22 protein-coding genes are annotated in these 25,929 nt (G+C 72.2%); 9 read left to right on the top strand and 13 right to left on the bottom strand.

Going from position 1 to position 25,929, the window contains the following annotated elements:
• Window positions 1-222: 222 nt before the first annotated feature.
• A complete protein-coding gene (locus OHU35_RS11870; RefSeq protein WP_189724634.1) occupies window positions 223-1,119 on the bottom strand; it encodes a TIGR01777 family oxidoreductase in 897 nt (298 codons plus the stop codon).
• Between the two features lie 71 nt (window positions 1,120-1,190).
• Between OHU35_RS11870 and OHU35_RS11865 the strand changes: the two genes are divergently transcribed.
• Window positions 1,191-1,688 (top strand): GNAT family N-acetyltransferase, encoded by a 498-nt coding sequence (locus OHU35_RS11865; protein WP_359895486.1) that lies wholly within the window; start codon window positions 1,191-1,193, stop codon window positions 1,686-1,688.
• Window positions 1,689-1,695: 7 nt separating this feature from the next.
• Here the strand turns inward: OHU35_RS11865 and OHU35_RS11860 are convergent, their stop codons facing one another.
• Complete coding sequence (locus OHU35_RS11860; protein WP_189724632.1) at window positions 1,696-2,880, bottom strand: MarP family serine protease; 1,185 nt, start codon at window positions 2,878-2,880, stop codon at window positions 1,696-1,698.
• A gap of 190 nt (window positions 2,881-3,070) precedes the next feature.
• On the opposite strand from OHU35_RS11860, the gene OHU35_RS11855 reads away from it, so the two are divergent.
• Window positions 3,071-3,991 (top strand): peptidoglycan recognition protein, encoded by a 921-nt coding sequence (locus tag OHU35_RS11855; protein ID WP_229872967.1) that lies wholly within the window; start codon window positions 3,071-3,073, stop codon window positions 3,989-3,991.
• Window positions 3,988-4,182: a hypothetical protein gene (locus tag OHU35_RS11850; protein ID WP_405505268.1), complete on the top strand. Its 195-nt coding sequence runs from the start codon at window positions 3,988-3,990 to the stop codon at window positions 4,180-4,182. The genes OHU35_RS11855 and OHU35_RS11850 overlap by 4 nt, the downstream gene beginning before the upstream one ends.
• Here OHU35_RS11850 and OHU35_RS11845 read toward each other — a convergent pair.
• The 7 genes from OHU35_RS11845 to OHU35_RS11815 form a co-directional block, all read right to left on the bottom strand.
• Window positions 4,172-4,693, bottom strand: a complete 522-nt coding sequence (locus OHU35_RS11845) for a DUF4240 domain-containing protein (protein ID WP_189724630.1) — start codon at window positions 4,691-4,693, stop codon at window positions 4,172-4,174. The two genes, OHU35_RS11850 and OHU35_RS11845, sit on opposite strands and share 11 nt — an antisense overlap.
• A 53-nt stretch (window positions 4,694-4,746) precedes the next feature.
• Window positions 4,747-5,733 carry a helix-turn-helix transcriptional regulator gene (locus tag OHU35_RS11840; RefSeq protein ID WP_405505267.1) on the bottom strand — a complete coding sequence of 329 codons (987 nt, stop codon included), beginning with the start codon at window positions 5,731-5,733 and terminating at the stop codon, window positions 4,747-4,749.
• A 59-nt stretch (window positions 5,734-5,792) separates the two neighbouring features.
• Window positions 5,793-8,495 carry a pyruvate dehydrogenase (acetyl-transferring), homodimeric type gene (gene aceE, locus OHU35_RS11835; RefSeq protein ID WP_189724628.1) on the bottom strand — a complete coding sequence of 901 codons (2,703 nt, stop codon included), beginning with the start codon at window positions 8,493-8,495 and terminating at the stop codon, window positions 5,793-5,795.
• Between the two features lie 267 nt (window positions 8,496-8,762).
• Window positions 8,763-9,386 (bottom strand): GntR family transcriptional regulator, encoded by a 624-nt coding sequence (locus OHU35_RS11830; protein WP_184596340.1) that lies wholly within the window; start codon window positions 9,384-9,386, stop codon window positions 8,763-8,765.
• Window positions 9,387-9,621: 235 nt separating this feature from the next.
• The gene (gene sucB, locus OHU35_RS11825) at window positions 9,622-11,418 is read right to left on the bottom strand and encodes a 2-oxoglutarate dehydrogenase, E2 component, dihydrolipoamide succinyltransferase (protein WP_359895484.1); all 1,797 of its coding nucleotides are present in this window, start codon (window positions 11,416-11,418) and stop codon (window positions 9,622-9,624) included.
• 62 nt (window positions 11,419-11,480) lie between these two features.
• Entirely contained in the window at window positions 11,481-12,869 is a 1,389-nt protein-coding gene (gene lpdA, locus OHU35_RS11820; RefSeq protein WP_189724626.1) for a dihydrolipoyl dehydrogenase, read from the bottom strand.
• A gap of 261 nt (window positions 12,870-13,130) precedes the next feature.
• Window positions 13,131-14,657 carry a leucyl aminopeptidase gene (locus OHU35_RS11815; protein WP_359895483.1) on the bottom strand — a complete coding sequence of 509 codons (1,527 nt, stop codon included), beginning with the start codon at window positions 14,655-14,657 and terminating at the stop codon, window positions 13,131-13,133.
• 354 nt (window positions 14,658-15,011) lie between these two features.
• Between OHU35_RS11815 and OHU35_RS11810 the strand changes: the two genes are divergently transcribed.
• From OHU35_RS11810 to OHU35_RS11790, 5 genes are all read left to right on the top strand, one after another.
• Window positions 15,012-17,045, top strand: coding sequence for a hypothetical protein (locus OHU35_RS11810; RefSeq protein ID WP_229872966.1), 2,034 nt, complete (start codon window positions 15,012-15,014; stop codon window positions 17,043-17,045).
• Window positions 17,046-17,170: 125 nt separating this feature from the next.
• Entirely contained in the window at window positions 17,171-18,721 is a 1,551-nt protein-coding gene (pelF, locus tag OHU35_RS11805; RefSeq protein ID WP_189724624.1) for a GT4 family glycosyltransferase PelF, read from the top strand.
• Window positions 18,718-20,235 carry a hypothetical protein gene (locus OHU35_RS11800; RefSeq protein ID WP_189724623.1) on the top strand — a complete coding sequence of 506 codons (1,518 nt, stop codon included), beginning with the start codon at window positions 18,718-18,720 and terminating at the stop codon, window positions 20,233-20,235. Before pelF ends, OHU35_RS11800 begins: the two co-directional genes overlap by 4 nt.
• The gene (locus OHU35_RS11795) at window positions 20,232-20,891 is read left to right on the top strand and encodes a spherulation-specific family 4 protein (RefSeq protein WP_189724622.1); all 660 of its coding nucleotides are present in this window, start codon (window positions 20,232-20,234) and stop codon (window positions 20,889-20,891) included. Before OHU35_RS11800 ends, OHU35_RS11795 begins: the two co-directional genes overlap by 4 nt.
• Window positions 20,888-21,670 (top strand): endo alpha-1,4 polygalactosaminidase, encoded by a 783-nt coding sequence (locus OHU35_RS11790; RefSeq protein WP_189724621.1) that lies wholly within the window; start codon window positions 20,888-20,890, stop codon window positions 21,668-21,670. The genes OHU35_RS11795 and OHU35_RS11790 overlap by 4 nt, the downstream gene beginning before the upstream one ends.
• On the opposite strand, the gene OHU35_RS11785 is transcribed toward OHU35_RS11790, so the two are convergent.
• A complete protein-coding gene (locus tag OHU35_RS11785; protein WP_189724620.1) occupies window positions 21,630-22,235 on the bottom strand; it encodes an RDD family protein in 606 nt (201 codons plus the stop codon). The two genes, OHU35_RS11790 and OHU35_RS11785, sit on opposite strands and share 41 nt — an antisense overlap.
• A gap of 83 nt (window positions 22,236-22,318) precedes the next feature.
• Entirely contained in the window at window positions 22,319-23,101 is a 783-nt protein-coding gene (locus tag OHU35_RS11780; RefSeq protein ID WP_189724619.1) for an adenosylcobinamide-GDP ribazoletransferase, read from the bottom strand.
• Between the two features lie 60 nt (window positions 23,102-23,161).
• On the opposite strand from OHU35_RS11780, the gene OHU35_RS11775 reads away from it, so the two are divergent.
• Window positions 23,162-23,926, top strand: a complete 765-nt coding sequence (locus tag OHU35_RS11775; RefSeq protein ID WP_189724618.1) for a hypothetical protein — start codon at window positions 23,162-23,164, stop codon at window positions 23,924-23,926.
• Here the strand turns inward: OHU35_RS11775 and OHU35_RS11770 are convergent.
• Entirely contained in the window at window positions 23,866-24,564 is a 699-nt protein-coding gene (locus tag OHU35_RS11770) for a hypothetical protein (protein ID WP_189724617.1), read from the bottom strand. The two genes, OHU35_RS11775 and OHU35_RS11770, sit on opposite strands and share 61 nt — an antisense overlap.
• A gap of 141 nt (window positions 24,565-24,705) precedes the next feature.
• A complete protein-coding gene (gene cobT / locus OHU35_RS11765; protein ID WP_189724616.1) occupies window positions 24,706-25,815 on the bottom strand; it encodes a nicotinate-nucleotide--dimethylbenzimidazole phosphoribosyltransferase in 1,110 nt (369 codons plus the stop codon).
• Window positions 25,816-25,929: the final 114 nt, after the last annotated feature.

Below are 25,929 nucleotides of genomic sequence, written 5' to 3'. Positions count from 1 at the left end.
CGCTGGAGACGTCATGCCCTCAACAGGCCGCAGGGATACGCGAGTTCTGGTCGAGGGTAGGGCTGTGATCGGTCAAATGGGGTCGCGCATCAACAGGGCACGGTCGCACGGCGGTCGCATACGGATGCCTTGTGGGCATGGAGTGGTCGCAGACTGCTTGTGGGCGACTCGAAGAGCTGTCGCGGAAGGGCCGGGACCCGTGAGGGGCCCGTACGGGACCCGTCACAGCGCCGCCCGGATCGCCCCCTCGATCTCCGGGAAGGCGAACCGGAAGCCCGACTCCAGCAGCCGCGTCGGCAGCACCCGGGCGCTGCCGAGCACGTCCCCGGCCATCTCGCCGAGCACGCTCCGCAGGACGGGCGCGGGCACGGCGAACAGCGTGGGGCGGCGCAGCACGCGTCCCATCGCCGCGACGATCTCACGGTTCGTCAGGGGATTCGGGGCGGTGAGGTTGAACGGCCCGGACAGACCGTCCGTCTCGATGAGATGCCGGATCGCGGCGACCTCGTCGTGCAGCGCGATGAACGACCAGTACTGCCGCCCGTCGCCCATCCGCCCGCCGAGCCCCGCCTGGAACAGCGGGAACAGCCGCCCCCACGCACCGCCCTCGCGGGACACGACCAGTCCGGTCCGCGTGAACACCGTGCGCACACCGGCTTCCTGGGCGGGTGCCGTGGCGCCCTCCCAGTCCACGCACAGCGAGGGCAGGAAGCCCTCACCCGCCGGCGCGCTCTCGTCGACGGTCCGGTCCCCGGTCTCGCCGTAGTAGCCCATCGCGCTGCCGTTCACGAAGACCCGCGGCCGGTCCTTCTCGTCCAGCGAGGCGACGGCCTCGGCGAGCGCGGCCGTGCCGTTGACCCGGCTGTCGCGGATCCGCTGCTTGTAGGCGTCCGTCCAGCGGCGGTCGCCGACCCCGGCCCCCGCCAGGTTCACCACCCCGTGGCACCCGGCGAGCCCGGCCGCGTCCACACGCCCGCCCTCCGGGTCCCAGCGGACCTCGTCCGCCGCCCGGGGCTCATGGCGCACCAGGCGCACCACCTCGTGCCCGTCGGCGGTCAGGGACCGCACCAGAGCGCTGCCGATGAGACCGGAAGCGCCGGTCACCGCGATGCGTCGCATGGCTCAATCTTGCCGGTCGCGTACATAAAAGCCCCGTCGGCAACCGCCGTCGCCGACGTAACGTGACCGCCATGCCGACTCCGCACATACGACCCGCACGGCTCGACGACGAGGAGGCGCTCGGGCTGCTCGACCGCGCCGTCTGGTCGCATCTGCACGCCGTCCAGCCCCGCCCCGAGCCGCCGTACGAGCCCTTCTTCTCCGAGCGGGTCCCGGCGCAGGACTGTCTTGTCGCCGAGTTCGACGGGGTCCTGGCCGGCTATCTCCGGCTGGGGACCGCGACGTCACTCGCCTGCAACGCCCATGTGCGGATGATCCGGGGGCTCGCCGTCGCGGAGGAGGCGCGCGGTCACGGCGTCGCCCGGGCGCTGCTGCGGGCGGCGGGGGAGGAGGCGCGACGGCAGGGGGCGCGGCGCATCACCCTGCGCGTCCTCGCCCACAACACGGCGGCCCGCAAGCTCTACGAGTCCGAGGGGTTCGTGGTGGAGGGGGTCCTGCCGGAGGAGTTCTTCCTCGACGGGGCGTATGTCGACGACGTCTTCATGGGGCGCTCCCTGCCGGCCGCCTGACCGGGTGTCATGACGCGGCGAGCTCCCCCGTGTCCACCGGAGTCGTCGCGTCCGCCGCCTGTCGCGCGTCCGCGGCGACCTCGGCCGCCGTCAGGACGTAGCCGGTCTCGGCGTCCGAGGTGGAGCGGGCGAAGACCACGCCGTAGACCCGGCCGTCGGTGGTGAGGAGGGGGCCGCCGGAGTTGCCGGGGCGGACGGTGGAGCGGATCGAGTAGATCTCGCGGGTGACCGTCCCGTCGTTGTAGATGTTCTGGCCCGTCGCCCGCACGCGGTTCGCGACCGTCGCCCCCTGGAGGTTCAGGTCGCCGTCCTGCGGATAGCCCGCGACGACCGCCGAGTCGCCGCGCCGCGCCGCGTCGTCGAACCGCAGCACCGGGGCCTTCAGACCCGGCACGTACAGCACGGCCACGTCCTTCTGCGAGTCGAAGAGCACCACCCGCGCCTCGTACGTCCGCCCGACCCCGCCGATCTGCACGGTCGGCTCGTCGATGCCGGCCACCACGTGGGCGTTGGTCATCACGTGCTCCCGGGAGTACACGAACCCGCTGCCCTCGCGGCCCTGGGTGCCGGCGACGCCCTCCACCTTCACCGTGCTCCGCTTGGCGGCGTCGGTGGCGGCCGCCGTGACGCTGTCACCGGAGGGTGCGGCCACCTCGGCGGTCGACTCGTTCTCGAACGGGTTGAAGACCTGCGGGAAGCCCGCCTGGGTCAGTGCGGACGTGGCCCCCGAGAACCAGGCCGGCGTGGTGTCCGGCATCGTCCGCTGCACGGCGTCGAGCAGCCGCGAATCCCGGATCGCCGAGGTGACCAGCGGCGACGAGGACACGCCCAGGACGCTAGCGGCCACCCAGGCCACGATCAGCACGGCGACGGAGTTGGCCACGGCCCCGCCGATCCCGTCCGCCACTCTGAGCGGCCCTCTGTCCAGCTCCCGCCGCAGCCGCAGCGCGAGGCGCCCCGCCAGCTCGTGCCCCACCACCGCCGGGAGCAGCACCGTGAACACCGCTGTCAGCGTCGCCCCCGTCGTCCCCGGCGTCACCAGGTCCATCACCCACGGCAGGACCCACACGCCGATGACCGCGCCGCCCACGAAGCCCGCCAGTGACACACAGCCGGCCACCAGCCCGCGCCGGTATCCGGACGCCGCATAGGCCAGGACGACCAGCAACAGCAGGATGTCGAGCAGGTCCACGCACGCCGCCTTTCATTCGGAACCCCTTAGTACGTGGGGGGAGGGCCCGGTGATCAGTCACACGCGCGTGGATGATCAGAACCGGCCACGCGTCCGTGCACCAGGAAAAACGTCGCGGACCGTGACGATGGTTCCACCGGGTGGCACATCACACATCGCGGACGGACCGGATCGGGTCGACAGTGAGCACATGCGTGTCTTCCGAAGACGGCAGGGTGCGCGCAGGCACCGCGCCGCCAGGACACCCGGCATAACCGGCCTGCCGCGCGCCGCCCGGGTGGGCCTCGGCTGCCTGCCGGGCCTCTCCGCCGCCGTGGCGCTGGTGCTGTGCGCCTACGGCGTCGAGAACGCCGCCGACAGCGCCCCCGAGCCGGCCGCGGCCCGGCCCACCGCCAAGCCCTACACCGCCCCCCGGCCGCACATCGTGCCCCGAGCGCACTGGCTGGGCGACGCCGCCCGCGAGCAGCCGCGCCCCCGCTACGACGACCGGGTCGGCGCCGTGTTCGTCCACCACACCGACACGCCCAACGGCTACGACTGCGCCGACGCGCCCCGCATCATCCGGGACGTGTACACCGGCCAGACCGGCACCCGCGACTGGGACGACATCGGCTACAACTTCGTCGTCGACCGCTGCGGCACCATCTACGAGGGCCGTGCCGGCGGCGTCGAGCGTGCCGTCACCGGCGCCCACACCCAGGGCTTCAACCACGGCACCACGGGCATCGCCGCCCTCGGCACCTTCACCGACGGCATGCCCGTGCCGCGGGCCATGATCCACGCCATCGCCGCGCTGTCCGCCTGGAAACTGGGCCTGTCCGGCACCGACCCGCGGGCCAGCGTCCGCCTGGTCTCCAGCAACGGCCTGAGCCGGTACGCGGCCGGCACCACCGCGAAACTCCCCGCCCTCGCGGGCCACAACGACGGCTACATGACCAGCTGCCCCGGCGCCGCCCTGCACGCCCGCCTGCCGGAGATCAGAGAGCTGGCGGCCCGACTGCAGCACCGGCCGAAAGACCCACAGCAAGGCCACAGCCGGCGCGCAGTGTCCTCAGATCACGGCCCCCTACGGTCACCCACACAGGCAGCCGACCGGAGGTGGGGACCATGAACGACGGCCGTACGAAGAACCCGCACACCTGGATCACGGCCACGCGCGGCCCCTGGGCGGTGCTCTGCGCGGCCGCGACCGTCGTCCTGGGCCCGGCGGCGGCCACCGCGTCCGCTCTCGACCAGGCCAACGCGGCCCCGCTATACCACGCGGTGAAGAGCGACGCCCGGACCCTGGCGGTCAGCCCCTGAAGCGCTCCCACAGCCGGGGATACCGCTCGGCGAGGAGCCGCTCGTTCTCGAAGTCGAGCGACGTGCCCTCCGGTTCCGGGGGCGCGGGCGGGACCTCCAGATCCGGGGCGACCACGCCGGTGAGCTGCTCGTAGGCCTCGTCCGCCGCGTAGCCGAGCTCCTCGCCGTCGCCGTCGATCTCCTCGTCGAACTCGCCCAGCAGCTCGGCGAGCGAGTCCGGGTCGTGCACGGCGCCCTCGAAGACATGGCGGCCCTGGCCGATCAGCCAGCAGCGGAAGAAGTCGAAGGCGTCGTCGCTCGCCCCGTCGAGCAGCACCCAGGCGGCGCCCCACAGGTCCCACCGGTAGGCGCGGTTGTAGCGGGACTCGAAGTGACGGGCGAAGTCCAGGACCGAGTCCGGGTCCAGCTGCGAGAGCCGCTCCACGAGCAGGTCGGCCTGTTCCTCCGGGTCGCCTTCGGCGGCCTCGCGAGAGTCGTCCACCAGCTCCCAGAACTCCGTCTCGTCCATCACGGGTCAAGCATCGGCCCTGGGGCACACCGGCGCACCCGGAGTGCGCGGGATCGTTATGCGCCGCTCTCGGGGTGGTACAGCCCGGCCAGCCGCAGCGCGTCCCCCGCGAACCGCTCGCGCAGGCCCTCGGGCGCCAGCACCTCCACCTCCGCGCCGAGCGCCGTCAGCTGGGTGTGGGCGACCTCCTCGGACTCCACCGGCAGAGCCACCGTCACCCATCCGTCGGCGTCCGGACCGTCCGCGTCCGCCAGGGCCTCCCGCGCGGACAGCGAGTCGAGGGCGTACGGCAGTCGACGCACCCCGTCGGGGGACAGCCGCACCACCACCCGCGCCCGCAGGATCGACCGGGCGAACTGCTCCGCCCGCTCCTCCCAGAAGGCGGGCAGCTCGAACTCCGGCTCCCGCTCGAAGCGCTCCTCGCCCGGGTCCACCGCCGTGAACCGGTCGATCCGGTACACCCGGAAGGACCCGCCCCCGGCCACCCGCGCGCACAGGTACCAGACGCCCGCCTTCAGCACGAGCCCGTACGGCTCCAGCTCCCGGACGACCTCGTCCTCCCCGCGCCGGTACCGGGCGACGACCCGCCGGTCGTCCCACACCGCGTCGGCGACGGCAGGCAGCAGCGCGGGTGTCCTCGGCTCCTTGAACCAGTTCGGCGCGTCCAGATGGAACCGCTGCGCCGCCGTCTTCGAGGCGTCCCGCAGGGACGGCAGCAGAGCCGCCGACACCTTCAGCTGAGCGGCCGAGGCGGCGTCCTCCAGGCCCATCTCGCGCAGCGCCCCCGGCACCCCGGACAGGAACAGCGCCTCCGCCTCGCCGCGGTGCAGCCCGGTCAGCCGCGTACGGTACCCGCCGACCAGCCGGTACCCGCCGGCCCGGCCCCGGTCCGCGTACACCGGAACGCCCGCCTCCGACAGCGCCTGGGCGTCCCGTGTCACCGTCCGCTCCGACACCTCCAGCTCACGGGCGAGTTCGGCGGCCGTCATGGCGGGCCGGGACTGCAGGAGCAGCACCATCTTGATGAGCCGGGCAGCACGCATGGGCACATCATGCAGCAGGCCCCCGCCGTGGCGGGGGCCTGCTGATCACCGGTCCGTGCTCACAGACCGTACTTCTCGCGCGCTTCCTTCACGGCCGTCGCCTTGACCTCGCCGCGCTTGGCGAGCTGGGCCAGGGCCGCGACGACGATGGACTCGGCGTCCACGCCGAAGTGGCGGCGGGCCGCCTCACGGGTGTCCGAGAGGCCGAAGCCGTCGGCGCCCAGCGAGGACCAGTCCTGCTCGACCCACTGCGCGATCTGGTCCGGGACCTGGCGCATGTAGTCGGAGACCGCCAGCACCGGGCCCTCGGCGCCCTGGAGCGCCTGCCGGACGAACGGCACCCGCTCCTCGCCGCGCAGCAGCGCCTCGTCCGCCTCCAGCGCGTCCCGGCGCAGCTCGCCCCAGGACGTCGCCGACCACACGTCGGCCGCCACGCCCCACTCCTCGGCGAGCAGCTGCTGCGCCTTGAGCGCCCAGTGGATCGCCGTACCGGAGCCGAGCAGCTGGATCCGCGGGGCGTTGGCCGGGGGCGTGATGCCCGCCGACTCCGCCGTGTTGAAGCGGTACAGGCCCTTGACGATGCCCTCGTCGACCCCGTCCACGGACGGCTTCGCGGGCTGCGGCATCGGCTCGTTGTAGACGGTCAGGTAGTAGAAGACGTTCTGGTCCTCGCCCGGGGCCGCCTCGCCGTACATGCGGCGCAGACCGTCCTTGACGATGGCCGCGACCTCGTAGGCGAACGCCGGGTCGTACGACAGGGCCGCCGGGTTGGTCGCCGCGATGACGGGGGAGTGGCCGTCGGCGTGCTGGAGGCCCTCACCGGTCAGGGTGGTGCGGCCGGCCGTGGCGCCGACGAGGAAGCCGCGGCCGAGCTGGTCGCCGAGCTGCCACATCTGGTCGGCCGTGCGCTGCCAGCCGAACATCGAATAGAAGATGTAGAACGGGATCATCGCCTCGCCGTGCGTCGCGTACGACGTCGAAGCGGCGATGAAGTCGGCCATCGAACCGGCCTCGGTGATCCCCTCGTTGAGGATCTGGCCGTTCTTGGCCTCCTTGTAGTACATCAGCTGGTCGCGGTCGACCGGCTCGTACGTCTGGCCCTTGGGCGAGTAGATGCCGAGCGACGGGAACAGCGACTCCATACCGAAGGTGCGGGCCTCGTCCGGGACGATCGGCACCCAGCGCTTGCCCGTCTCCTTGTCGCGGACCAGGTCCTTGACCAGGCGGACGAACGCCATCGTGGTGGCCACGTTCTGCGAGCCGGAGCCCTTGTCGAAGGACGCGAACGCCTTCTCCGCCGGGGCGGGCAGCGGCGCGACCGGGTGCACGCGACGGGCCGGGGCCGGACCGCCGAGGGCGGCACGGCGCTCCTGGAGGTAGCGGACCTCGGGGGAGTCGGCGCCCGGGTGGCCGTAGGGCACCACGCCGTCGGTGAAGTCGCTGTCCTTGATCGGCAGCTCGAGCAGATCGCGCATGTTCTTGAACTCGTCCACCGTCAGCTTCTTCATCTGGTGGTTGGCGTTCTTCGACGCGAAGCCCTCGCCGAGGGTGTGGCCCTTGACCGTCTGGGCCAGGATCACGGTCGGCGCGCCCTTGTGCTCGACGGCCGCACGGTAGGCGGCGTACACCTTGCGCGCCTCGTGACCACCGCGCGAGAGGTGGAAACACTCGAGGATCTTGTCGTCGCTCAGCAGCTTCGCCAGCTCCACGAGCGCCGGGTCGGCGCCGAAGAAGTCCTGGCGGATGTAGGCGGCGTCGCGCGTCTGGTACGTCTGGATCTGCGCGTCCGGTACCTGGCGCAGGCGGCGTACGAGCGCGCCGGTGGTGTCGAGCTGGAACAGCTCGTCCCAGGCCGTGCCCCACAGCGTCTTGACGACGTTCCAGCCGGCGCCGCGGAACTGGGCCTCCAGCTCCTGCACGATCTTGAAGTTGGCGCGGACCGGGCCGTCGAGGCGCTGCAGGTTGCAGTTGATGACGAACGTGAGGTTGTCCAGCTCCTCACGGGCGGCGAGCGCGAGGGCCGCCGTCGACTCGGGCTCGTCCATCTCGCCGTCGCCGAGGAACGCCCACACGTGCGAACCGGCGGTGTCCTTGATGCCGCGGTTGGCGAGGTAGCGGTTGAAGCGCGCCTGGTAGATGGCCGACAGGGGGCCGAGGCCCATGGAGACCGTCGGGAACTCCCACAGCCAGGGCAGGCGGCGCGGGTGCGGGTAGGACGGCAGGCCGTCGCCGCCCGCCTCCCGGCGGAAGTTGTCGAGCTGGCTCTCGTTCAGCCGGCCGTCGAGGAAGGCGCGGGCGTAGATGCCGGGGGAGGCGTGGCCCTGGATGTAGAGCTGGTCGCCGGAGCCGTCGGCCTCTTTGCCCTTGAAGAAGTGGTTGAAGCCGGTCTCGTAGAGCCAGGCGGCGGAGGCGAAGGTGGCGATGTGGCCGCCGACGCCGTACTTGCTGCCCCGGGTCACCATCGCGGCCGCGTTCCAGCGGTTCCACGCGGTGATCCGCTGCTCCATCGCCTCGTCACCGGGCACGCCCGGCTCGGCGGGGGTGGGGATGGAGTTGACGTAGTCGGTCTCGAGGAGCTTCGGCAGCGCGAGGCCGGCGCCCTCGGCGCGCTCCAGCGTGCGCCGCATGAGGTATGCGGCGCGGTGCGGTCCGGCCGCCTCGGTCACCGCGTCCAGGGAGGCCCGCCATTCGGCGGTCTCCTCCGGGTCCCGGTCCGGGAGCTGGTCGAGCTCGCTCGGCTGGATGGCTTTGGGGTCGGTCATGTCGCCGCCTTCCTCAGTCGAAGGGGGTTCCCTCATCGGTAAGGGTTCGGGGGTGCCCTTTGTCTTTGGCAGGACAGGGCGGGGGCTTGGGTGGAAGCCCGTCGGCGACTGTAACTCTCTGATCGATGATCGATCAAAGGGTTGAGGCGTAAAACCTCTTGATCACGAGAAAGTAGGCACGCGGTGCCTCCGGCAGTGGCACGCGGTGACGGGATTTGTGGGGGTTTTCGCAGGTGGGAGGCGTATGAGCGGGGATGTGCTCGGGTGTCACGCCCTGGGCGCGCAGCCCAGAACGTGGGCCTTCACCAGTTCGGCGATCCGGGGGTCGCGGCGCTTGAAGGCGGCGACCAGCTCCTCGTGCTCCTCCGCGTACGACTGCTGCTGGGTGCCCAGCCAGCGGATCGACAGGGCCGTGAACACCTCGATGCCGAGGCCTTCCCAGGTGTGCAGCAGGACGGAGTTGCCCGCCGCGCGGACCAGTTCGCGGTGGAAGGCGACGGTGTGGCGGACCTGGGCCGTGCCGTCCGACCTGCGGTCGGCCTCGTACAGGGCGTTGACATGCGGTTCCAGCGCCGAGCAGTCCTCCGCCAGGCCCTGGGCCGCCAGCTCCGCCGCGATGGCCTCCAGGCCGGCCCGGACCGGGTAGCTCTCCTCCAGGTCGGCGGCGGTCAGGTTCCGTACGCGGACGCCCTTGTTGGGAGCGGACTCGATCAGGCGCAGGGATTCCAGCTCGCGCAGGGCCTCGCGGACCGGGGTCTGGCTGACCTCCAGCTCCGTGGCGATCCGGCGCTCGACGATCCGCTCGCCCGGCTGCCAGCGTCCGCTGATGATCCCCTCCAGGATGTGCTCGCGGATCTGCTCGCGCAGCGAGTGGATGACGGGCGCGGTCATGTGAGCTCCTTAAAGGGGTTTGACGTTTAGACAATAAGGCCGGGTCGCTCCGTGGGCGGGGTGGGCGGGGGTGTCTTGGTGCAGGTGAGACGAGACTTACACGGGGGGTGTGAGCTGTCCTCGGCTGCGGCGCCGTCGTGGCTGGTCGCGCAGTTCCCCGCGCCCCTGAAGGACAAAGGCCGATGCCCCCGCCCGGAGTTGTCCGGACGGGGGCACCGTGGTGCTGCGACAGGCGTCAGAGGCCGAGCTCGACCTCGAACTCGCCCGCCTCCAGGATGGCCTTGACCGCCGTCAGGTAGCGGGCCGCGTCGGCGCCGTCCACCAGGCGGTGGTCGTAGGACAGGGTCAGGTACGTCATGTCGCGGACGCCGATGACCGTGCCCTCCTCCGTCTCGATGACGGCGGGGCGCTTGACCGTGGCGCCGATGCCGAGGATGGCGACCTGGCCCGGCGGCACGATGATCGTGTCGAAGAGCGCGCCGCGCGAACCGGTGTTGCTGATGGTGAAGGTCGCGCCGGACAGCTCGTCCGGGGTGATCTTGTTGGCGCGGACCTTGCCCGCGAGCTCCGCCGTGGCCTTGGCGATACCGGCGAGGTTGAGGTCACCGGCGTTCTTGATGACCGGGGTCATCAGGCCCTTCTCGGAGTCCACCGCGATACCGACGTTCTCGGTGTCGAAGTAGGTGATGGTCCCCTCGGCCTCGTTGATCTTGGCGTTGATCGGCGCGTGCGCCTTCAGCGCCTGGGCCGCGGCCTTGACGAAGAACGGCATCGGGGACAGCTTCACGCCCTCACGGGCGGCGAAGGAGTCCTTGGCCCGGGCGCGCAGCTTCATCAGACGCGTGACGTCGACCTCGACGACCGAGGACAGCTGGGCCTGCTCCTGCAGGGCCTTGACCATGTTGTCGCCGATGACCTTGCGGATCCGCGGCATCTTGATGGTCTGGCCGCGCAGCGGCGAGGTCTCCAGCACCGGGGCCTTCTTGGCAGCCGGCGCGGCGGCCGCGGCCGGAGCCGGGGCAGCGGCGGCGGCCTTCGCGGCCTCGGCGGCGGCGATGACGTCCTGCTTGCGGATACGGCCGCCGACGCCGGTGCCCTTGACGGTGGACAGGTCGACGCCGTTCTCGGCGGCGAGCTTGCGCACCAGCGGGGTGACGTAGGCGCCGTCGTCACCGGAGCCGGCGGCGGGCGCGGGAGCCTGGGCCGGGGCGGGCGCCGGAGCGGACGGGGCCGGCTCGGGAGCCGGGGTGGTCTGCTGCTGCGGGGCCGGAGCCGAGGGCGCCTGCGGGGCGGGCGCCGGAGCGGCCGGAGCAGGAGCGGCCGGAGCCGGAGCCGCGGGGGCGGCCGGGGCGGGGGCCTCGGCAGCCGGGGCCGGGGCGGCGGGAGCCGGGGCAGCGGCCGGAGCCGCACCCGCGACGCCGATGACGGCGAGCTTGGCGCCGACCTCGGCGGTCTCGTCCTCGCCGACCACGATCTCCAGCAGCGTGCCCGCGGTGGGCGCCGGGATCTCGGTGTCGACCTTGTCGGTGGAGACCTCGAGCAGCGGCTCGTCGGCCTCGACGCTGTCACCGACCGACTTCAGCCAGCGGGTGACGGTGCCCTCGGTGACGGACTCGCCGAGCGCGGGCAGGACCACGTCCGTGCCCTCGGCGGAGCCGCCGCCGGCGGCGGCGTCGGCGGTGGGAGCGGGCGCCGGAGCGGCCTGCTCGGTGGACGGGGCGGCCGGAGCCGGCTCCGGAGCGGGCTCGGCGGCCTGCTCGGCGGCCGGGGCCGGGGCGGCAGCGGGCGCACCGCTGCCGTCGTCGATGAGGGCCAGCTCGGCGCCGACCTCGACCGTCTCGTCCTCAGCGACCTTGATGGAGGCCAGGACGCCGGCTGCGGGGGAGGGGATCTCGGTGTCGACCTTGTCGGTCGAGACCTCGAGCAGCGGCTCGTCGGCCTCGACGCGCTCGCCCTCGGCCTTCAGCCAGCGGGTGACAGTGCCCTCGGTGACGCTCTCGCCGAGCGCCGGAAGGGTTACGGAAACCGCCATGGTTTCGGTTGCTCCTTACGGAAAGTGCGGAAGTCTGTGTCGTCGCTTCTCGACCGAGGGGGTCAGTCGTGCGAGTGGAGGGGCTTGCCGGCCAGGGCCAGGTGGGCCTCGCCGAGCGCCTCGTTCTGCGTCGGGTGGGCGTGGACGAGCTGCGCGACCTCGGCGGGCAGCGCCTCCCAGTTGTAGATCAGCTGGGCTTCGCCGACCTGCTCGCCCATGCGGTCGCCGACCATGTGGACGCCGACCACGGCACCGTCCTTGACCTGGACGAGCTTGATCTCGCCCGTGGTGTTCAGGATCTTGCTCTTGCCGTTGCCCGCGAGGTTGTACTTCAGAGCGACGACCTTGTCCGCGCCGTAGATCTCCTTGGCCTTGGCCTCGGTGATACCGACGGAGGCGACCTCCGGGTGGCAGTAGGTCACCCGCGGGACACCGTCGTAGTCGATCGGAACGGTCTTCAGACCGGCCAGACGCTCCGCCACCAGGATGCCCTCGGCGAAGCCGACGTGCGCGAGCTGGAGGGTCGGGACCAGGTCACCGACGGCGGAGATGGTCGGGACGTTGGTGCGCATGTACTCGTCGACCAGCACGTAGCCGCGGTCCATGGCGACGCCCTGCTCCTCGTAGCCGAGGCCGGCGGAGACCGGGCCGCGGCCGACGGCGACCAGCAGGACCTCGGCCTCGAACTCCTTGCCGTCGGCGAGGGTGACCTTGACACCGTCCTGGGTGTACTCGGTCTTCTCGAAGAACGTGCCCAGGTTGAACTTGATGCCGCGCTTGCGGAAGGCGCGCTCCAGCAGCTTGGAGGAGTTCTCGTCCTCGACCGGGACGAGGTGCTTCAGGCCCTCGATCACGGTGACGTCCGTACCGAAGGACTTCCAGGCGGAGGCGAACTCGACGCCGATGACACCGCCGCCGAGGACGATGGCCGACTTCGGCACACGGTCCAGGACGAGGGCGTGGTCGGAGGAGATGATGCGGTTGCCGTCGATCTCCAGGCCGGGCAGCGACTTCGGCACGGAGCCGGTCGCGAGGAGGATGTGGCGGCCCTGGACGCGCTGGCCGTTCACATCGACGGAGGTGGGGGAGGACAGCTTGCCCTCGCCCTCGATGTACGTCACCTTGCGGGAGGCGACGAGGCCCTGCAGACCCTTGTACAGGCCGGAGATCACGCCGTCCTTGTACTTGTGGACGCCGGCGATGTCGATGCCCTCGAAGCTGGCCTTCACACCGAACTGCTCGCTCTCGCGGGCCTGGTCGGCGATCTCGCCCGCGTGCAGCAGGGCCTTGGTGGGGATGCATCCCCGGTGCAGGCAGGTGCCGCCGACCTTGTCCTTCTCGATCAGGGCGACGTCCAGGCCCAGCTGCGCTCCGCGCAGGGCCGCGGCGTAACCACCGCTGCCACCGCCGAGGATCACTAGGTCGAAAACGGTGCTGGCGTCGTTCGCCACGTCACGTCCTCCATGCATGTGCGCCGTACGCCGGTCTTCACTGACCGGCAGGCGGCTGGTGTCCGGCCGCTCGTTCTTCGGCCCTTCGGTGGGGCCCTGTCCTGCCGAGCCCCATCTTCGCACTTGTCGACACACAAAGAGACGCCGGGCTGCTGTGTGAGACGCCCCACGTTGTACCCAGGGGCGCGGGGAACTGCGCGACCAGCCCCCACGCCCCCGCACTCGCCACACAACGGACGAGACCGAGCTCTCAGGCGAAGGTCAGCCCAGATCCCCGGCGGCCGTCAGCTCCGCCAGCCGCACCAGCGTCCGCACAGCCGTCCCCGTGCCACCCTTCGGCGTGTACCCGAAGGGCCCGCCCTCATTGAACGCCGGCCCCGCGATGTCGAGGTGCGCCCAGGTGATCCCCTCGCCCACGAACTCGCGCAGGAACAGACCGGCGACCAGCCCGCCGCCCATCCGCTCGCCCATGTTCGCGATGTCGGCCGTGGGAGAGTCCATCCCCTTGCGCAGGTGCTCCGGCAGCGGCATCGGCCACGCCGGCTCCCCGACCTCCTCGGCGGCCTCGTGCACCGCGGAGCGGAACGCGTCGTCGTTGCCCATGATCCCGAACGTCCGGTTGCCCAGCGCCAGCACCATCGCCCCGGTGAGCGTCGCGACGTCGACGATCGCGTCCGGCTTCTCCTGGGAGGCCGCCCACAGGGCGTCGGCCAGCACCAGCCGGCCCTCGGCGTCGGTGTTGAGCACCTCCACCGTCCTGCCGCTGTACATCCGCAGCACGTCACCCGGACGGGTCGCGGAACCGGAGGGCATGTTCTCGGCCAGGGCGAGCCAGCCGGTGACATTGACCTCCAGGCCCAGCCGGGCGGCGGCGACGACCGCGGCGAACACGGTGGCCGCGCCGCTCATGTCGCACTTCATCGTCTCGTTGTGACCGGCCGGCTTCAGCGAGATGCCGCCCGAGTCGTAGGTGATGCCCTTACCGACGAAGGCGAGGTGCTTCTTCGCCTTCGAGGAGGTGTACGACAGCTTCACCAGGCGCGGTCCCGCCGCCGAGCCGGCCCCGACGCCGAGGATGCCGCCGTAGCCGCCCTTCTCCAGGGCCTTCACGTCGAGCACCTGCACCTTGATGCCGTGCTCCTTGGCCGCGGCCTGCGCGACGGCGGCGAACGCCTCGGGGTTCAGGTCGTTCGGCGGGGTGTTGATCAGGTCGCGGGCGCGGTTGAGCTCCTCGGACACCGCGGCGGCACGCTCGATCGCCGCCTTGTACGCCTTGTCGCGGGGCTTGCCGCCGAGCAGGGCGACCTCGGCGAGGGGGGCCTTGCCGTTCTTCGCCTTGGCGTCCTTGCCGTTGCCCTTGTAGGCGTCGAAGGAGTACGCGCCGAGCAGCGCGCCCTCGCCGATCGCGCCGGCGTCGGCGGCGTCCGTCAGGGGCAGCGCGAACGCGGCCTTCCTGGTCCCGGCCAGGGCGCGCGCGGCGACGCCGGCGGCCTTGCGCAGGGCCTCGGTGTCGTAGTCGGCGTCCTTCTCGGGCACCGCACCCAGGCCCACCGCCAGTACGAGCGGTGCCTTGAAGCCGGACGGTGCCGGCAGCTTCGTCATCTCGCCCTCGGCACCGGAGGCGCCGAGAGTCTCCAGGACGCCGGCGAGCTTGCCGTCGTACGCCTTGTCCACGGCCTCGGCGCCCGGTGCGACGACCGGCCCCTTGGCACCCTTGGCGACACCGATCACGATCGCGTCGGCCCGCAGACCGGGCGCCGCGGCGGTGCTGAGAGTGAGAGCAGTCACGGTGGTGAAATCTCGCTTCCGATGTGAAGTTGCGATGGTCGAACGGTGTGGGTCGACCGGGCCCGAGCCGACCCTATTCCGACTCAGGGTCTGGCGATCACGGGGCCTTCCCCGGTACGGCGAACACTCGACGACGAGACTACGCGCGTGGTCGCGTTCGCTCATTACTGCGGGTGTTCACCTGTCGGTCGCGTAGTAGCCATTTCTTGATCCTTCACGGCGGTGAACTCGGTCACACTCGCTCGGATCCGGTGAGAGTCCCGCTCGCCGCTTTGCATGATTTTCACTGATCCTCCTCTGTTCGGCCTCTGTTCGACCGCAAGGGGAGCTCTGGGATCTTCTGGGGGAGGAACCATGGCGCAGCGTGCGCGCAGGTGGAGAAACACGGCCGCGGCGATGACGGCGGCAGGCATGATCACGGCCGGGGCGGTGGCGCCCGGGGCGGCGGCCGCGGAGGAACCGCGCATCGATCTCAAGGTGCTCGTGGTGGACAACGGCGACAGCCCCGTGAAGGCCGTCACCGCCCAGCTCAGAAGCACGGGCGTCCCGTACACCACCGTCGACCTGAACGACTCCGGCCGCCCGAAGATCACCGAGTCGTTCCTGAGCGACACGGTCAACGGCAGGCCGCGCGCCAAGTACCAGGGCGTCGTCCTGCCGAACGAGGCCCCGTTCGGCGCGGGCTCCGCCGAGCAGACCGCCCTGGAGACGTACGAACGGACGTACGGCATCCCGCAGGTCGACGCCTACACCTGGGCCCACCCGGAGGTCGGCCTCGACTACACCAGCGAGGGTGGCTGGGCAGGCACTCTTGACGGGCGCGAGGCATCCGTCACGGCGGCCGGGAAGGCGGGCCGGTTCGGCTACCTCGAGGGCGCGTTCCGGTTCGAGGACAACGCGCCGGGCGTGCAGGAGAGTTACGGCTACGCGGCCCGGCCCCGCGCCGGCTTCACCAGCTACGTCGACCTCCCCGTGCCCGGCGGCACCGGCCGCGGCAGCCTCGTCGGCGAGTACGCCCACGACGGCCGCCGCGAACTCGTCGTGACCTTCGCGTACAACAGCGATCAGCAGCAGTTCCGGCTGCTGGCCCGGGGCATCGTCGAGTGGCTCACCCAGGGCGTGCACCTGGGGCAGACCCGTAATTCCTTCGCGGTGCACGTCGACGACGTGTTCGCCCCGGACAGCCGCTGGGACACCGAACGCGACTGCACCCCGGGCGACTTCGACTGCGAGGGCGGCGACGGCGAGGGCACCACGCCGATCCGCATGACCGCGGACGACGCCGCCTACGCCGCCCAGTGGCAGCGCGAACACGGCTTCACCATGGACATGGTCTACAACGCCGGCTCCGGCGAGGAGTGGAAGACCGAACACGGCGGCACCGACGCCCTCGCCGACCGGCTGGTCGCCGACAAGGCGCAGTACCGCTGGGTCAACCACACCTACACGCACCCGTTCCTCGGCTGCGTCCAGGACACCTCGAGCGTGCCGTGGAACTGCGCGAAGAACGCGGACGGCTCGACGCAGTACACGGGCCGCGCCGAGATCGCCGCGCAGATCCGCGACAACCACAACTGGGCGGTGGGCAAGGGCCTCCCCGTCGACCGCTCCGAGCTGGTCACCGGTGAGCACTCGGGCCTGAAGACGCTGCCCCAGCAGCCGAACGACAACCCCAACCTGTCGGGCGCGCTCGCCGACACCGGCGTCAAGTGGATCGCCTCGGACAACTCCCGCGAGCCCGAGCAGCGGGCGATCGGCAACGCGCTGACCGTTCCGCGCCACCCGATGAACGTGTACTACAACGTGGGCACGGCGGCCGAGATGGCCGACGAGTACAACTGGATCTACACCTCGCGCGGCGACGGCGGCAGCGGCGTCTGCGAGGACAACCCCACCTCGACCTGTCTGGACGAGCCGCTCGACACCGCCACCGGCTACGCCGAGCACATCGTCCCGCAGGAGGCGCGCACCGCCCTCGGACACGCCCTCGCGGGCGACCCCCGGCCGCACTACGCGCACCAGTCCAACCTGGCCGAGGACCGGCTGCTCTACCCGGTCATGGAGAAGGTGCTCGCCGACTACCGGGCGCTGTTCGCGGACAGCACCCCGCTGGAGAACCCCCGGCACAGCGCCATCGGCACCGAGGTGCAGCGCCGCGCCGCCTGGCAGACCGCCCTGGCGAACGGACGGGTGACGGCGTACCGCATCGGCACCACCGTCACCGTCACCGCGCCGTCCGGCACCCAGATCCCGGTGACCGCCCCGGAGGGAACCAAGAAGCAACTCCTGCTGGGCACCACCGCCTTCGGCACCCCGTACGCGGGATCCCGTTCGGCGTGGACGACCCCGGCGACACTCCAATCGGCGCTCACGCTGAGGCTCCCGTAAAGGGGCGCGGGGCTGTATCTGACATGCGGCTCCGCCGCGGGGCGCGACCAGCCCACCACAAGCCGCACTCGGCATCCGGGCAGCAGCTCCCCGCACATCATCCGCACCACAGGGGGAAACACCGCATGAGGCGAACAGGCCGCCACGTCACCATGCTCACGGAAGGCACCTACCCACACGTCCACGGCGGCGTCAGCACCTGGTGCGACCAACTCGTCAAGGGCATGCCGGAGGTCGACTTCCACATCGTCTCCCTCACCGGCAGCGGCCGCGAACCCGTCACCTGGGATCTGCCGCCCAACGTCTACGCCCACACCTCGGTCCCCACCTGGGGCCCGCGCCCCGGCCGCAGCAGGCCCCCCTACGGCAAGGCCCGCCGCCGCTTCACCGACACCTACGAGCGCTTCCTGCTCTCCTTCCTCGACCCCGGCTCGCCCACCGACTTCGGCACGTCCCTGAACGAACTGGCCGAACTCGCCCGGGACGGACGCCTGTCGGCCGCGTTGCGCACCGAGTCGGCGCTGCGGTCGCTGATGTGGATCTGGACGATGCCGCATCTGCCGACCGCCGCCGCACGGCCCACCGTGCACGACGCGCTGACCGCGACCGACCTGCTGGAACACGCCCTGCGCCCGCTCGGCGTCCGCATCCCGGAGGACTCCGTCGCCCACGCCGTCAGCAGCGGCCTCGCGACCCTGCCCGCGCTCGCCGCCCGCCACCTGGACGGCGTACCGTTTCTGCTCACCGAGCACGGCATCTATCTGCGCGAGCGCTACCTCGGCTACCGCCGCGACGCCCAGCGCTGGCCCGTGAAGGCGTTCATGCTCGGCTTCTACCGCGAGCTGAACTCCTACGGCTACCGCGCCGCCGATCTGATCACCCCGTGCAACCAGTACAACCGCCGCTGGGAGGAACGCGGCGGCGCCGACGCCGGCAAGATCCGCACGGTCTACAACGGCGTCGACCCGGCCGCCTTCCCGCACGCCGGCCCCGAGCCCGAGGTCCCCACCCTCTCCTGGTGCGGCCGGATCGACCCCATCAAGGACCTGGAGACCCTGATCCGCGCCTACGCGATGGTGCGCGCCGAGATGCCCGCGACCCGGCTCAGGCTCTTCGGCCCGGTCCCGCCCGGCGGCGAGGCGTACCTGACCCGGCTGGAGAAGCTCGCCGCCGAACTGGGCGTCACGGACGGCCTGACCTTCGAGGGCCGTATCACCGAGGTCCGGCGGGCCTACGCGGCCGGGCACCTGGTCATGCTGTCGTCGATCTCCGAGGGCTTCCCGTTCTCCATCATCGAGGCCATGTCCTGCGGCCGTACGACGGTGTCGACGGACGTCGGCGGGGTGCGCGAGGCCGTCGGCGACACGGGCCTGGTCGTGCCCCCGCGCGAGCCGGAGAAGATGGCCGCCGCCGCCCTGACCCTGCTCAAGGACGACCGACGGCGTCTCGAACTGGGCGAGTTGTCGCGCCGGCGCGTCATCGACCGCTTCACGCTGCGCCGCTCGGTGGACGCCTTCCGCACCGTCTACAAGGAACTCGCGGGCGAGGACGAGGTGTACGAGCCCACCCTGGAGACGGTCGCCGACTGGACCCTGGAACTGCGCGACCCCTGGTACGCGTCCACCGCGGTATCGGGGTCCCCCCGGACGGAGTCTGTGGGAGGGGCCGGCCGGTGAGCGGAAGCGTCTGGCTCCCCCCGGGCTCCCGCCCGGACACCCTGCCCTACATCCCCCGGCAGCGCGCCACGCCGAGCTGGGCCCGGCCCGACCCGGTCGACGAACTCGCCGCCCGGCTGGAGGACTTCATCGCCGCGGCCGTCCACCCGGACGAGATCGCCGCCCTGCTGGAGTCCGACGGCCTCTCCGACGACCAGATACGCGAGCGGTACGGCGTCAAGAACTCCTTCGCGCTCGCCGAGACCCTCTACGAACGCGTCGAACGCCGCTACCCCGAGCCCGCCGGCCCGGCGCCCGACCCCTGGCGGACCGGCCTGCTCGGCTGTCTGCTGCGCGGTGTCGTCTTCGCCCTGCCCGGCCTCGCCTACGTCCTCGGCGCACCCCTGTTCGCCGGCGACGACGACTTCGGCCTCCCCGCGGGCACGGTCCCGCTCCTGGCCGGCGCCCTGTGCGGCTGGACGTGGAACCAGGGCCTCGCCCACCGGGCGTACGCATGGCTGGGGCTGGGCGACCGGACGGCCGCCCGGCGCGCCCTGCTGCTCGGCGCCCCGGCGGGCGCGCTGCTCGGCTCCGTGGTCGCCCTGGCCTGTGCGGCCGGTGCCGCCCCGGCCACGGTCGCCTTCGCCGCCGGGCAGTCCTGCTATCTGGCGGCGGCGACCGTCCTGCTGGTGATGGGCCGCGAACGGCTCCTGCTGGCCGCCCTCGCGCCGATGGCGACGGGCGCGGTCCTGTCCCTGGCCGGTCCGCTGCCCGAGGCCGTGAGCCCGGTCCTGCTGCTGGGCTCACTCGCGGCGGTCGCGGCCCTCGCCGTGCGCGAAGTGGCACCCGCCCTCAAGGAACCGGGCGAGGGCGGCTGGACCGCGGGCCTCGCCGCCCTGCTGCCCTTCGGCGCGGCCGGCACCGCCCCCGCGCCCCGGCGCCCCGCCGGGCCCCGGCTCACGGGCTCCCTGCCGTACGCCCTGTTCGGGCTCGCCACCGGCGTTCTCGTGCTGTACGCGGCTCTCGGCGACGTCCTCGCCGGTGAGACCGGCAGCGCGGTCGCCGCCCCTGCCGCCGTGGCGCTCACCCTCAGCATGGGCCCCGCCGAGTGGCTGCTGTATCGATTCCGCAGTGACAGCCTCGCCGCACTGCGCTCCAGCGGCACCGCCGGGGCCTTCCGGCGCACCACCGTCCTCACCGTCGTCGCATGCCTGGCCACATACCTCGCCACCCTGCTCTTACTGAGCCTCGCCGCCTCCGCCCTGTGGCCGCACTCCCCGGTACCCGGCGGCGTCCGGCTGGCCGGGCTGCTCCTGCTGGGCGTGGTGCTGTGGACGGGCCTGCTGCTCCAGTCGTTCGGCGCGGTGACCGGCGCGACGGCGGTGTGCTGCGCCGCGGCCCTCGCCCAGACCCTGCTCCTCGTCACGCGCACCGGGGACCCGCACCTGGCGGGCCCGGCCGTGTACGGCACGGCGGCCGTCGTCCAGGGCGCCCTGGTGTGCGCCCTGCTGGGGAGGGCAACAGCCCACCGATGAGCACTCTCCTGGTTCCGTACTACGAGCACCCGTCCGTCCGTCCCGCCGAATGGGAGGCGATCCTGGCCGCCGCGCCCCGCCTCTACGGGGTGGTCCTCAACCCTGCCAGCGGGCCCGGCGACCGCCCCGACGCGGCCTTCGCCGAGATCGCCGCCCGACTGCGGGCCGCGGGAGTCCGTGTCCTCGGATACGCCGACACCGAATACGGCCGCCGCGCCACCACCGACGTCGTCCGCGACCTCACCCGGCACCGCGACTGGTACGGCACCGACGGCGCCTTCCTCGACCAGGTCCCGTCCGGGCCCGAGCAGTTCGAGTACTACCAGCGACTGGCGGTGGCCGCCTGGGGCGTCGGCTGCGGCACCCTCGCCCTCAACCACGGCACTCCACCGCACCCCTGCTACGCCCGCATCGCCGACGTCCTCGTCACCTTCGAGGGCACCTGGGCGTCGTACCGCGCGCTGCGCCCCAAGCCGTGGCCCGGCGGCGGCGACGTCCGGCTGTGCCACCTGGTGTACGGCGTGCCGCCCGACGCCGACCCGGAGGGCCTGGCCAGGGCGCGGGGCGCGGCGGTGCATTGTGCGGTGCCCGGCACCGGCGATCATCCTTGGGGCACCCTGCCGTACACCCTGCACAAGCCGGAGAACACCCCGTGAGACGCACGTCCTTGCTCGTCGCCCTGCTCGTCCTGCTGCTCGCCGGCTGCACCCAGAAGGCCGCCGACGACAAACGGGGCCCTCGCTGGCAACCCCGGCCGGGCACCGCCTGGCAGTGGCAGCTCAGCGGGAAGCTGGACACCTCCGTCGACGTGCCGGTCTACGACATCGACGGCTTCGACCACTCCGAGGCCACCGTCACGCGTCTGCACCGCGCGGGCCGCAAGGTCATCTGCTATCTGTCCACCGGCGCCTGGGAGGAGTTCCGCCCGGACGCCGAGAAGTTCCCGAAGGCCGTCCTCGGGCGTGGCAACGGCTGGAAGGGCGAGCGCTGGCTGGACATCCGCCGCACCGACGTCCTGGAGCCCCTCATGGCGGCCCGGATCGACATGTGCCGCGACAAGGGCTTCGACGCGGTGGAGCCCGACAACATGGACGGCTACCGCAACGACACGGGCTTCCCGCTGAAGGCCGCCGACCAGCTCCGCTACAACCGCCTCATCGCCCGCCTGGCCCATGACCGGGGCCTGGCCGTCGGCCTGAAGAACGACCTGGACCAGATCCCCGAACTGGTCGGGGACTTCGACTTCGCGGTCAACGAACAGTGTGCGCAGTACGGCGAGTGCGCGGCCCTGAAACCGTTCGTCGACGCGGGCAAGGCCGTCTTCCACGTCGAGTACGAGGTGCCCACCCGCCGCTTCTGCGCCGAGTCCCGCCGCCTGAAGCTGAGTTCGCTGCTCAAGAAGTACGAACTAGGGGTGTGGCGACAGGCCTGCTGAGCCCGACACCGGAGACCGCCGTGCCCGCCACCCGGTCGGCGAGGGAGCGCCGGCCGGGGGAGAGGACCGGCAGCGCGTTCAGCAGGAACAGCACCACCGCGACCGCCCACACCAGCACCGACAGCACGACCTGGCCCTCGACCAGCAGCACGCAGGCCACCGCGTACACGGCGACGTCCGCGGCGGTGGTGACGGCGGCCCGCCGAGCGGCCCGGCACGGGAGGCTCGGGGTGACCTTCAGCCCGGCCAGGGCCTTGCCGACCGTGCGCCCGGCCAGCGCCAGGCACACCCACTGGTAGAGGAACACCGCCAGCACCAGCAGCCCGAAGGCCTGCTCGACGTAGAGCACCGACTTGTTCCACAGCGAGAGCCCCAGGTCCTCGGAGGCGTCGAGCACGTCGCCGCGCGAGGTCAGCAGGTCCAGGCCGCCGCGGGTGGCGAGTTCGGGCACGTCGGTGACGAGCGCGGAGATCCGGTGGAAGGTGAGCACGGCGAGCGCCGAGGCCAGCGCCACCACCAGTGCGAAGTCGACGGACCAGGCCACGGCACGGCGCAGCTTCGGCATGAACATCCCCCGATCACTTGTGTGTTCGGGGGATGAAGCTAGCGGCCGGGCGGCCGGGGCAGGAGGGGGACGAGGAGATCGTTTCAGCCCAGTGACAGAACGACCAGCGCCGTCGTCGCCGCCGTCTCGGCGAGGCCGCCGAACACATCGCCGGTGACCCCGCCGAAGCGGCGCGTGCAGTGCCGCAGCAGCGCTTCGGCGGCGACCAGGGAGAGGACGACCGCGCACACGGTCCGGACCACGTCGTACGGCCCCTGGAAGGCATTCCCCGCTGCCGCCGCCCCCGTGACGGCGACGGCGGTGAGCAGCGCCGCGCGCAGAGGCACCACGCCCGCGACCGCCGCCCCCAGCCCCTCCGGCCGGGCGGCCGGCACCCCGGAGCGTGCCGCCAGGGTCAGGGCCAGCCGGGCGACCGTCGCGGAGACGACCGCGGCGCACGCGCCCCGGGCCCAGGAGGTGTCGTAGGCCTGGGCGAGCGCGGTGACCTGCGCGAGCAGGACGAAGACGAGGGTGATGACCCCGAACGGCCCGATGTCCGACTGCTTCATGATCCGCAGCGCGTCCTCGGCGGGCTTCCCGCTGCCCAGCCCGTCGGCGGTGTCCGCGAGCCCGTCGAGATGCAGCCCCCGGGTGAGGACGGCCGGCACGGCGGCGGTGGCCACGGCGGCGAGCAGCCCGCCCGCCCCCAGGAACAGCAGCACCAGCCCGACGGCGGCGGCCGCGGCACCGACCGTCAGTCCGGCCAGGGGAGCGCACAGCATGCCGCCACGCGCGGCCTCCCGGTCCCACCGGGTCACCCGGACCGGGAACACCGTGAGGGTGCCGAAGGCGAAGCGGAGGCCGTCGAGGGGTGAGGTTCTGGGCACCGGCGCAGGCTACCGGCCGGTCAGGAGAGCGGGCACGGTGGCCGAGGATAAAGTTCACATATGGGATGGTTCGAGCGGAACATCATGGAACCCGGCAAACTGCCGCTGCTTCTCGCTCTCGTCTCCTTCGTGCTGACCTTCGTGATCACCCGGGGCATCACCCGTCTCATCCGGGCGGGCAAGGGCCCCTTCCGCAACATCAGCGGCAGCGGCGGTGTCCACGTCCACCACGTGGTCCCCGGCGTCATCCTGACGATCATCGGCGGCTTCGGCGCGGTCGCCGGCGGCCAGTACGGCTTCGGCTCGGCGCTGGCCGCGGTGATCTTCGGCATCGGCGCGGGACTCGTCCTGGACGAGTTCGCCCTGGTCCTGCACCTCGCCGACGTCTACTGGACCCCGGACGGCCGCAAGAGCGTCGAGATGGTCGTCCTCACCGCGTCCCTCGTCGGCCTGCTCCTGATCGGCTTCTCGCCGCTGGGCGTCAACGACCTCTCCGAGGACCAGCAGCAGAACCGCGCCGTCGTCCTCGGGAACGTCGTCGTGAACTTCGGGTTCGCCCTCATCGCCCTGTTCAAGGGCAAGGTCCGTCTCGCGGTCCTGGGGGTGGTCATCCCCCTCGTCGCCCTGATCGCCGCCGTACGGCTGGCCCGCCCCGCCTCCCCGTGGGCCAAGCGGTTCTACCGGAACCGCCCCCGCGCCCGTGCGAAATCCGGCCTGCGGGCCTACCACCACGACCGCCGCTGGGTGGGCCCCCGGCGCAGGTTTCAGGACTGGATCGGCGGCGCGCCCGATTCCGAACCCGTCCGGTCCCTCGAACACCGCTGACGCAGCGCACCGGTCGCGCACAGCACCAGCACGGCCGTGATCGCCGCCAGGTGCTCCTTGCCCGCGAGGTTCTCCTTCAGGACGACCTCGACCACCATGGCCACGATCACCACCGCCGCCGTGACATACGCGCGACAGCGCAGGCCCAGGTAGACGGCCAGGCCCACCACCGCCGCCGACGGCCCGGTGTCCACGACCCGCGCGTCCGAGGCGGGCAGGCCCAGCGGGGAGTCCGGGCCCAGCCAGATGCCCAGGCGGGCGTAGAGGGTGCCCGCGAGCGTCGCGAGGTAGGCGATGAGCAGGGCCCGCCGCCAGCCCAGGCAGATCTCCGCGATGCCGAACACCAGCAGGATCTGCGCCAGCGCGCCCCACACCGGCAGATCAAGCGCGGGCACGAACAGCGACAGCGGCGTCCGCAGCAGCGCGAGCCACAGCGGGTCCTCGGCCCGTACGGCACCGATGTCCTGGACGAAGCCGTATCCCCACGACTGGTTGTGCACGAAGTGCAGCACCGACGTCAGGCACACGGCCCCGGCCGCCATCGGCACCGCACGCAGGCGCCGCTCCCGCAGCGGCCCGCGCACCGCGGTGTACAGCCGCCCCCATTCGGCGCGGGCCCAGCGGGCGAGCGTGGTCATCGGGTCGTCCTCGTCCGTGGGCCGGTGCGGCAGCGGGTGTGCGCGGTGTCTGTGGCTCAGTCAAACCGACACCACACGCGAAGACCGACCGGAACGGGACGAAGTTGAGCCAGGTGTGCGTGACCTGGATCTCCCGGGGTGTTACTCCTCTGCGGGAACCTCGGAGTCCTCCGTGACCTCCGGCTTCTCCGGCCGCTCGGACTCCTTCGGCTTCTCGGGCAGCTCCGCCGCCAGCGCCGCGGCGGCCTGCACCAAGGGGAGCGCCAGCAGGCCGCCCGCGCCCTCGCCGACGGTCACGCCGTGGGTCAGCAGCGGCTCCAGGGCCATCCGGTCCAGCGCCTTCGCCTGCCCGGGCTCGCCGCTGTCGTGCGCGGCCAGCCACCAGTCCGGTGCCCGGAACGCGATCCGCTGCGCCACCAGCGCGCACGCGGCCGTCACGACCCCGTCGAGCACCACGGGCAGCTTCCGCACGGCGCTCTGCAGCAGGAAGCCCGTCATCGCCGCGAGATCGGCCCCGCCCACCGTGGCCAGCAACTGCAACTGGTCACCGAGCACCGGCCGGGCCCGGCGCAGCGCGTCCCGGATCGCCGCGCACTTGCGCATCCACGCCAGGTCGTCGATGGCCAGCCCGCCACGCCCGGTGACGACCGACGCGTCGACCCCGCACAACGCCGCGACCAGTACGCCCGCGGCCGTCGTCCCGCCGACGCTCACATCGCCGAGCACCACCAGGTCCGTACCGGAGTCGGCCTCCTCGTCGGCCACCGCGGCCCCGGCCCGGAACGCCGCCTCGGCCTCCTCCAGGGTCAGCGCGTCCTCGATGTCGATCCGCCCGCTGCCGCGCCGCACCCGATGCCGTACGACGTCCTCTGGCAGGGCCTCGGGATCGCAGTCCAGGCCCATGTCGACGATCCGCACCGGCACGCCGAGCCGCCGGGCGAGCACCGAGACCGGCCGGCCGCCCTCCAGCACCTCGCGCACCAACTCCCCGGCGCCGCCCGCCGGCCGGGCCGAGACGCCCAGTTCGGCGACGCCGTGGTCACCGGCGAAGAGCACCACCCGCGGGCGTTCGACCGGCCGCACCGGCACCGCGGACTGCGCCGCCGCCAGCCACTCACCCAGGTCGTCGAGCCGGCCCAGCGATCCTGGCGGCACGATCTGCCGCTCCCGGCGTGCCTCGGCGTCACGGCGGATCCCGCCGTCCGGACGCTCGATCAGATCGGTGAAGTCGTCGAGATTAAGCGAGCTCATTCGCCGAACAGTACCGGCACCGATCGAACAGCACGGCGCCACATCGCGACTCCGTCACGGCGACGTCGTTGCACCCAAGATCGGCATCCCATACGTTCCCGTTTGCAGCGGATT

Origin of the sequence: Streptomyces purpurascens (genome assembly GCF_045040895.1) — a bacterium.
Lineage (GTDB): Bacteria > Actinomycetota > Actinomycetes > Streptomycetales > Streptomycetaceae > Streptomyces > Streptomyces purpurascens.
This window is presented reverse-complemented; position numbering and strand designations above follow the sequence as displayed.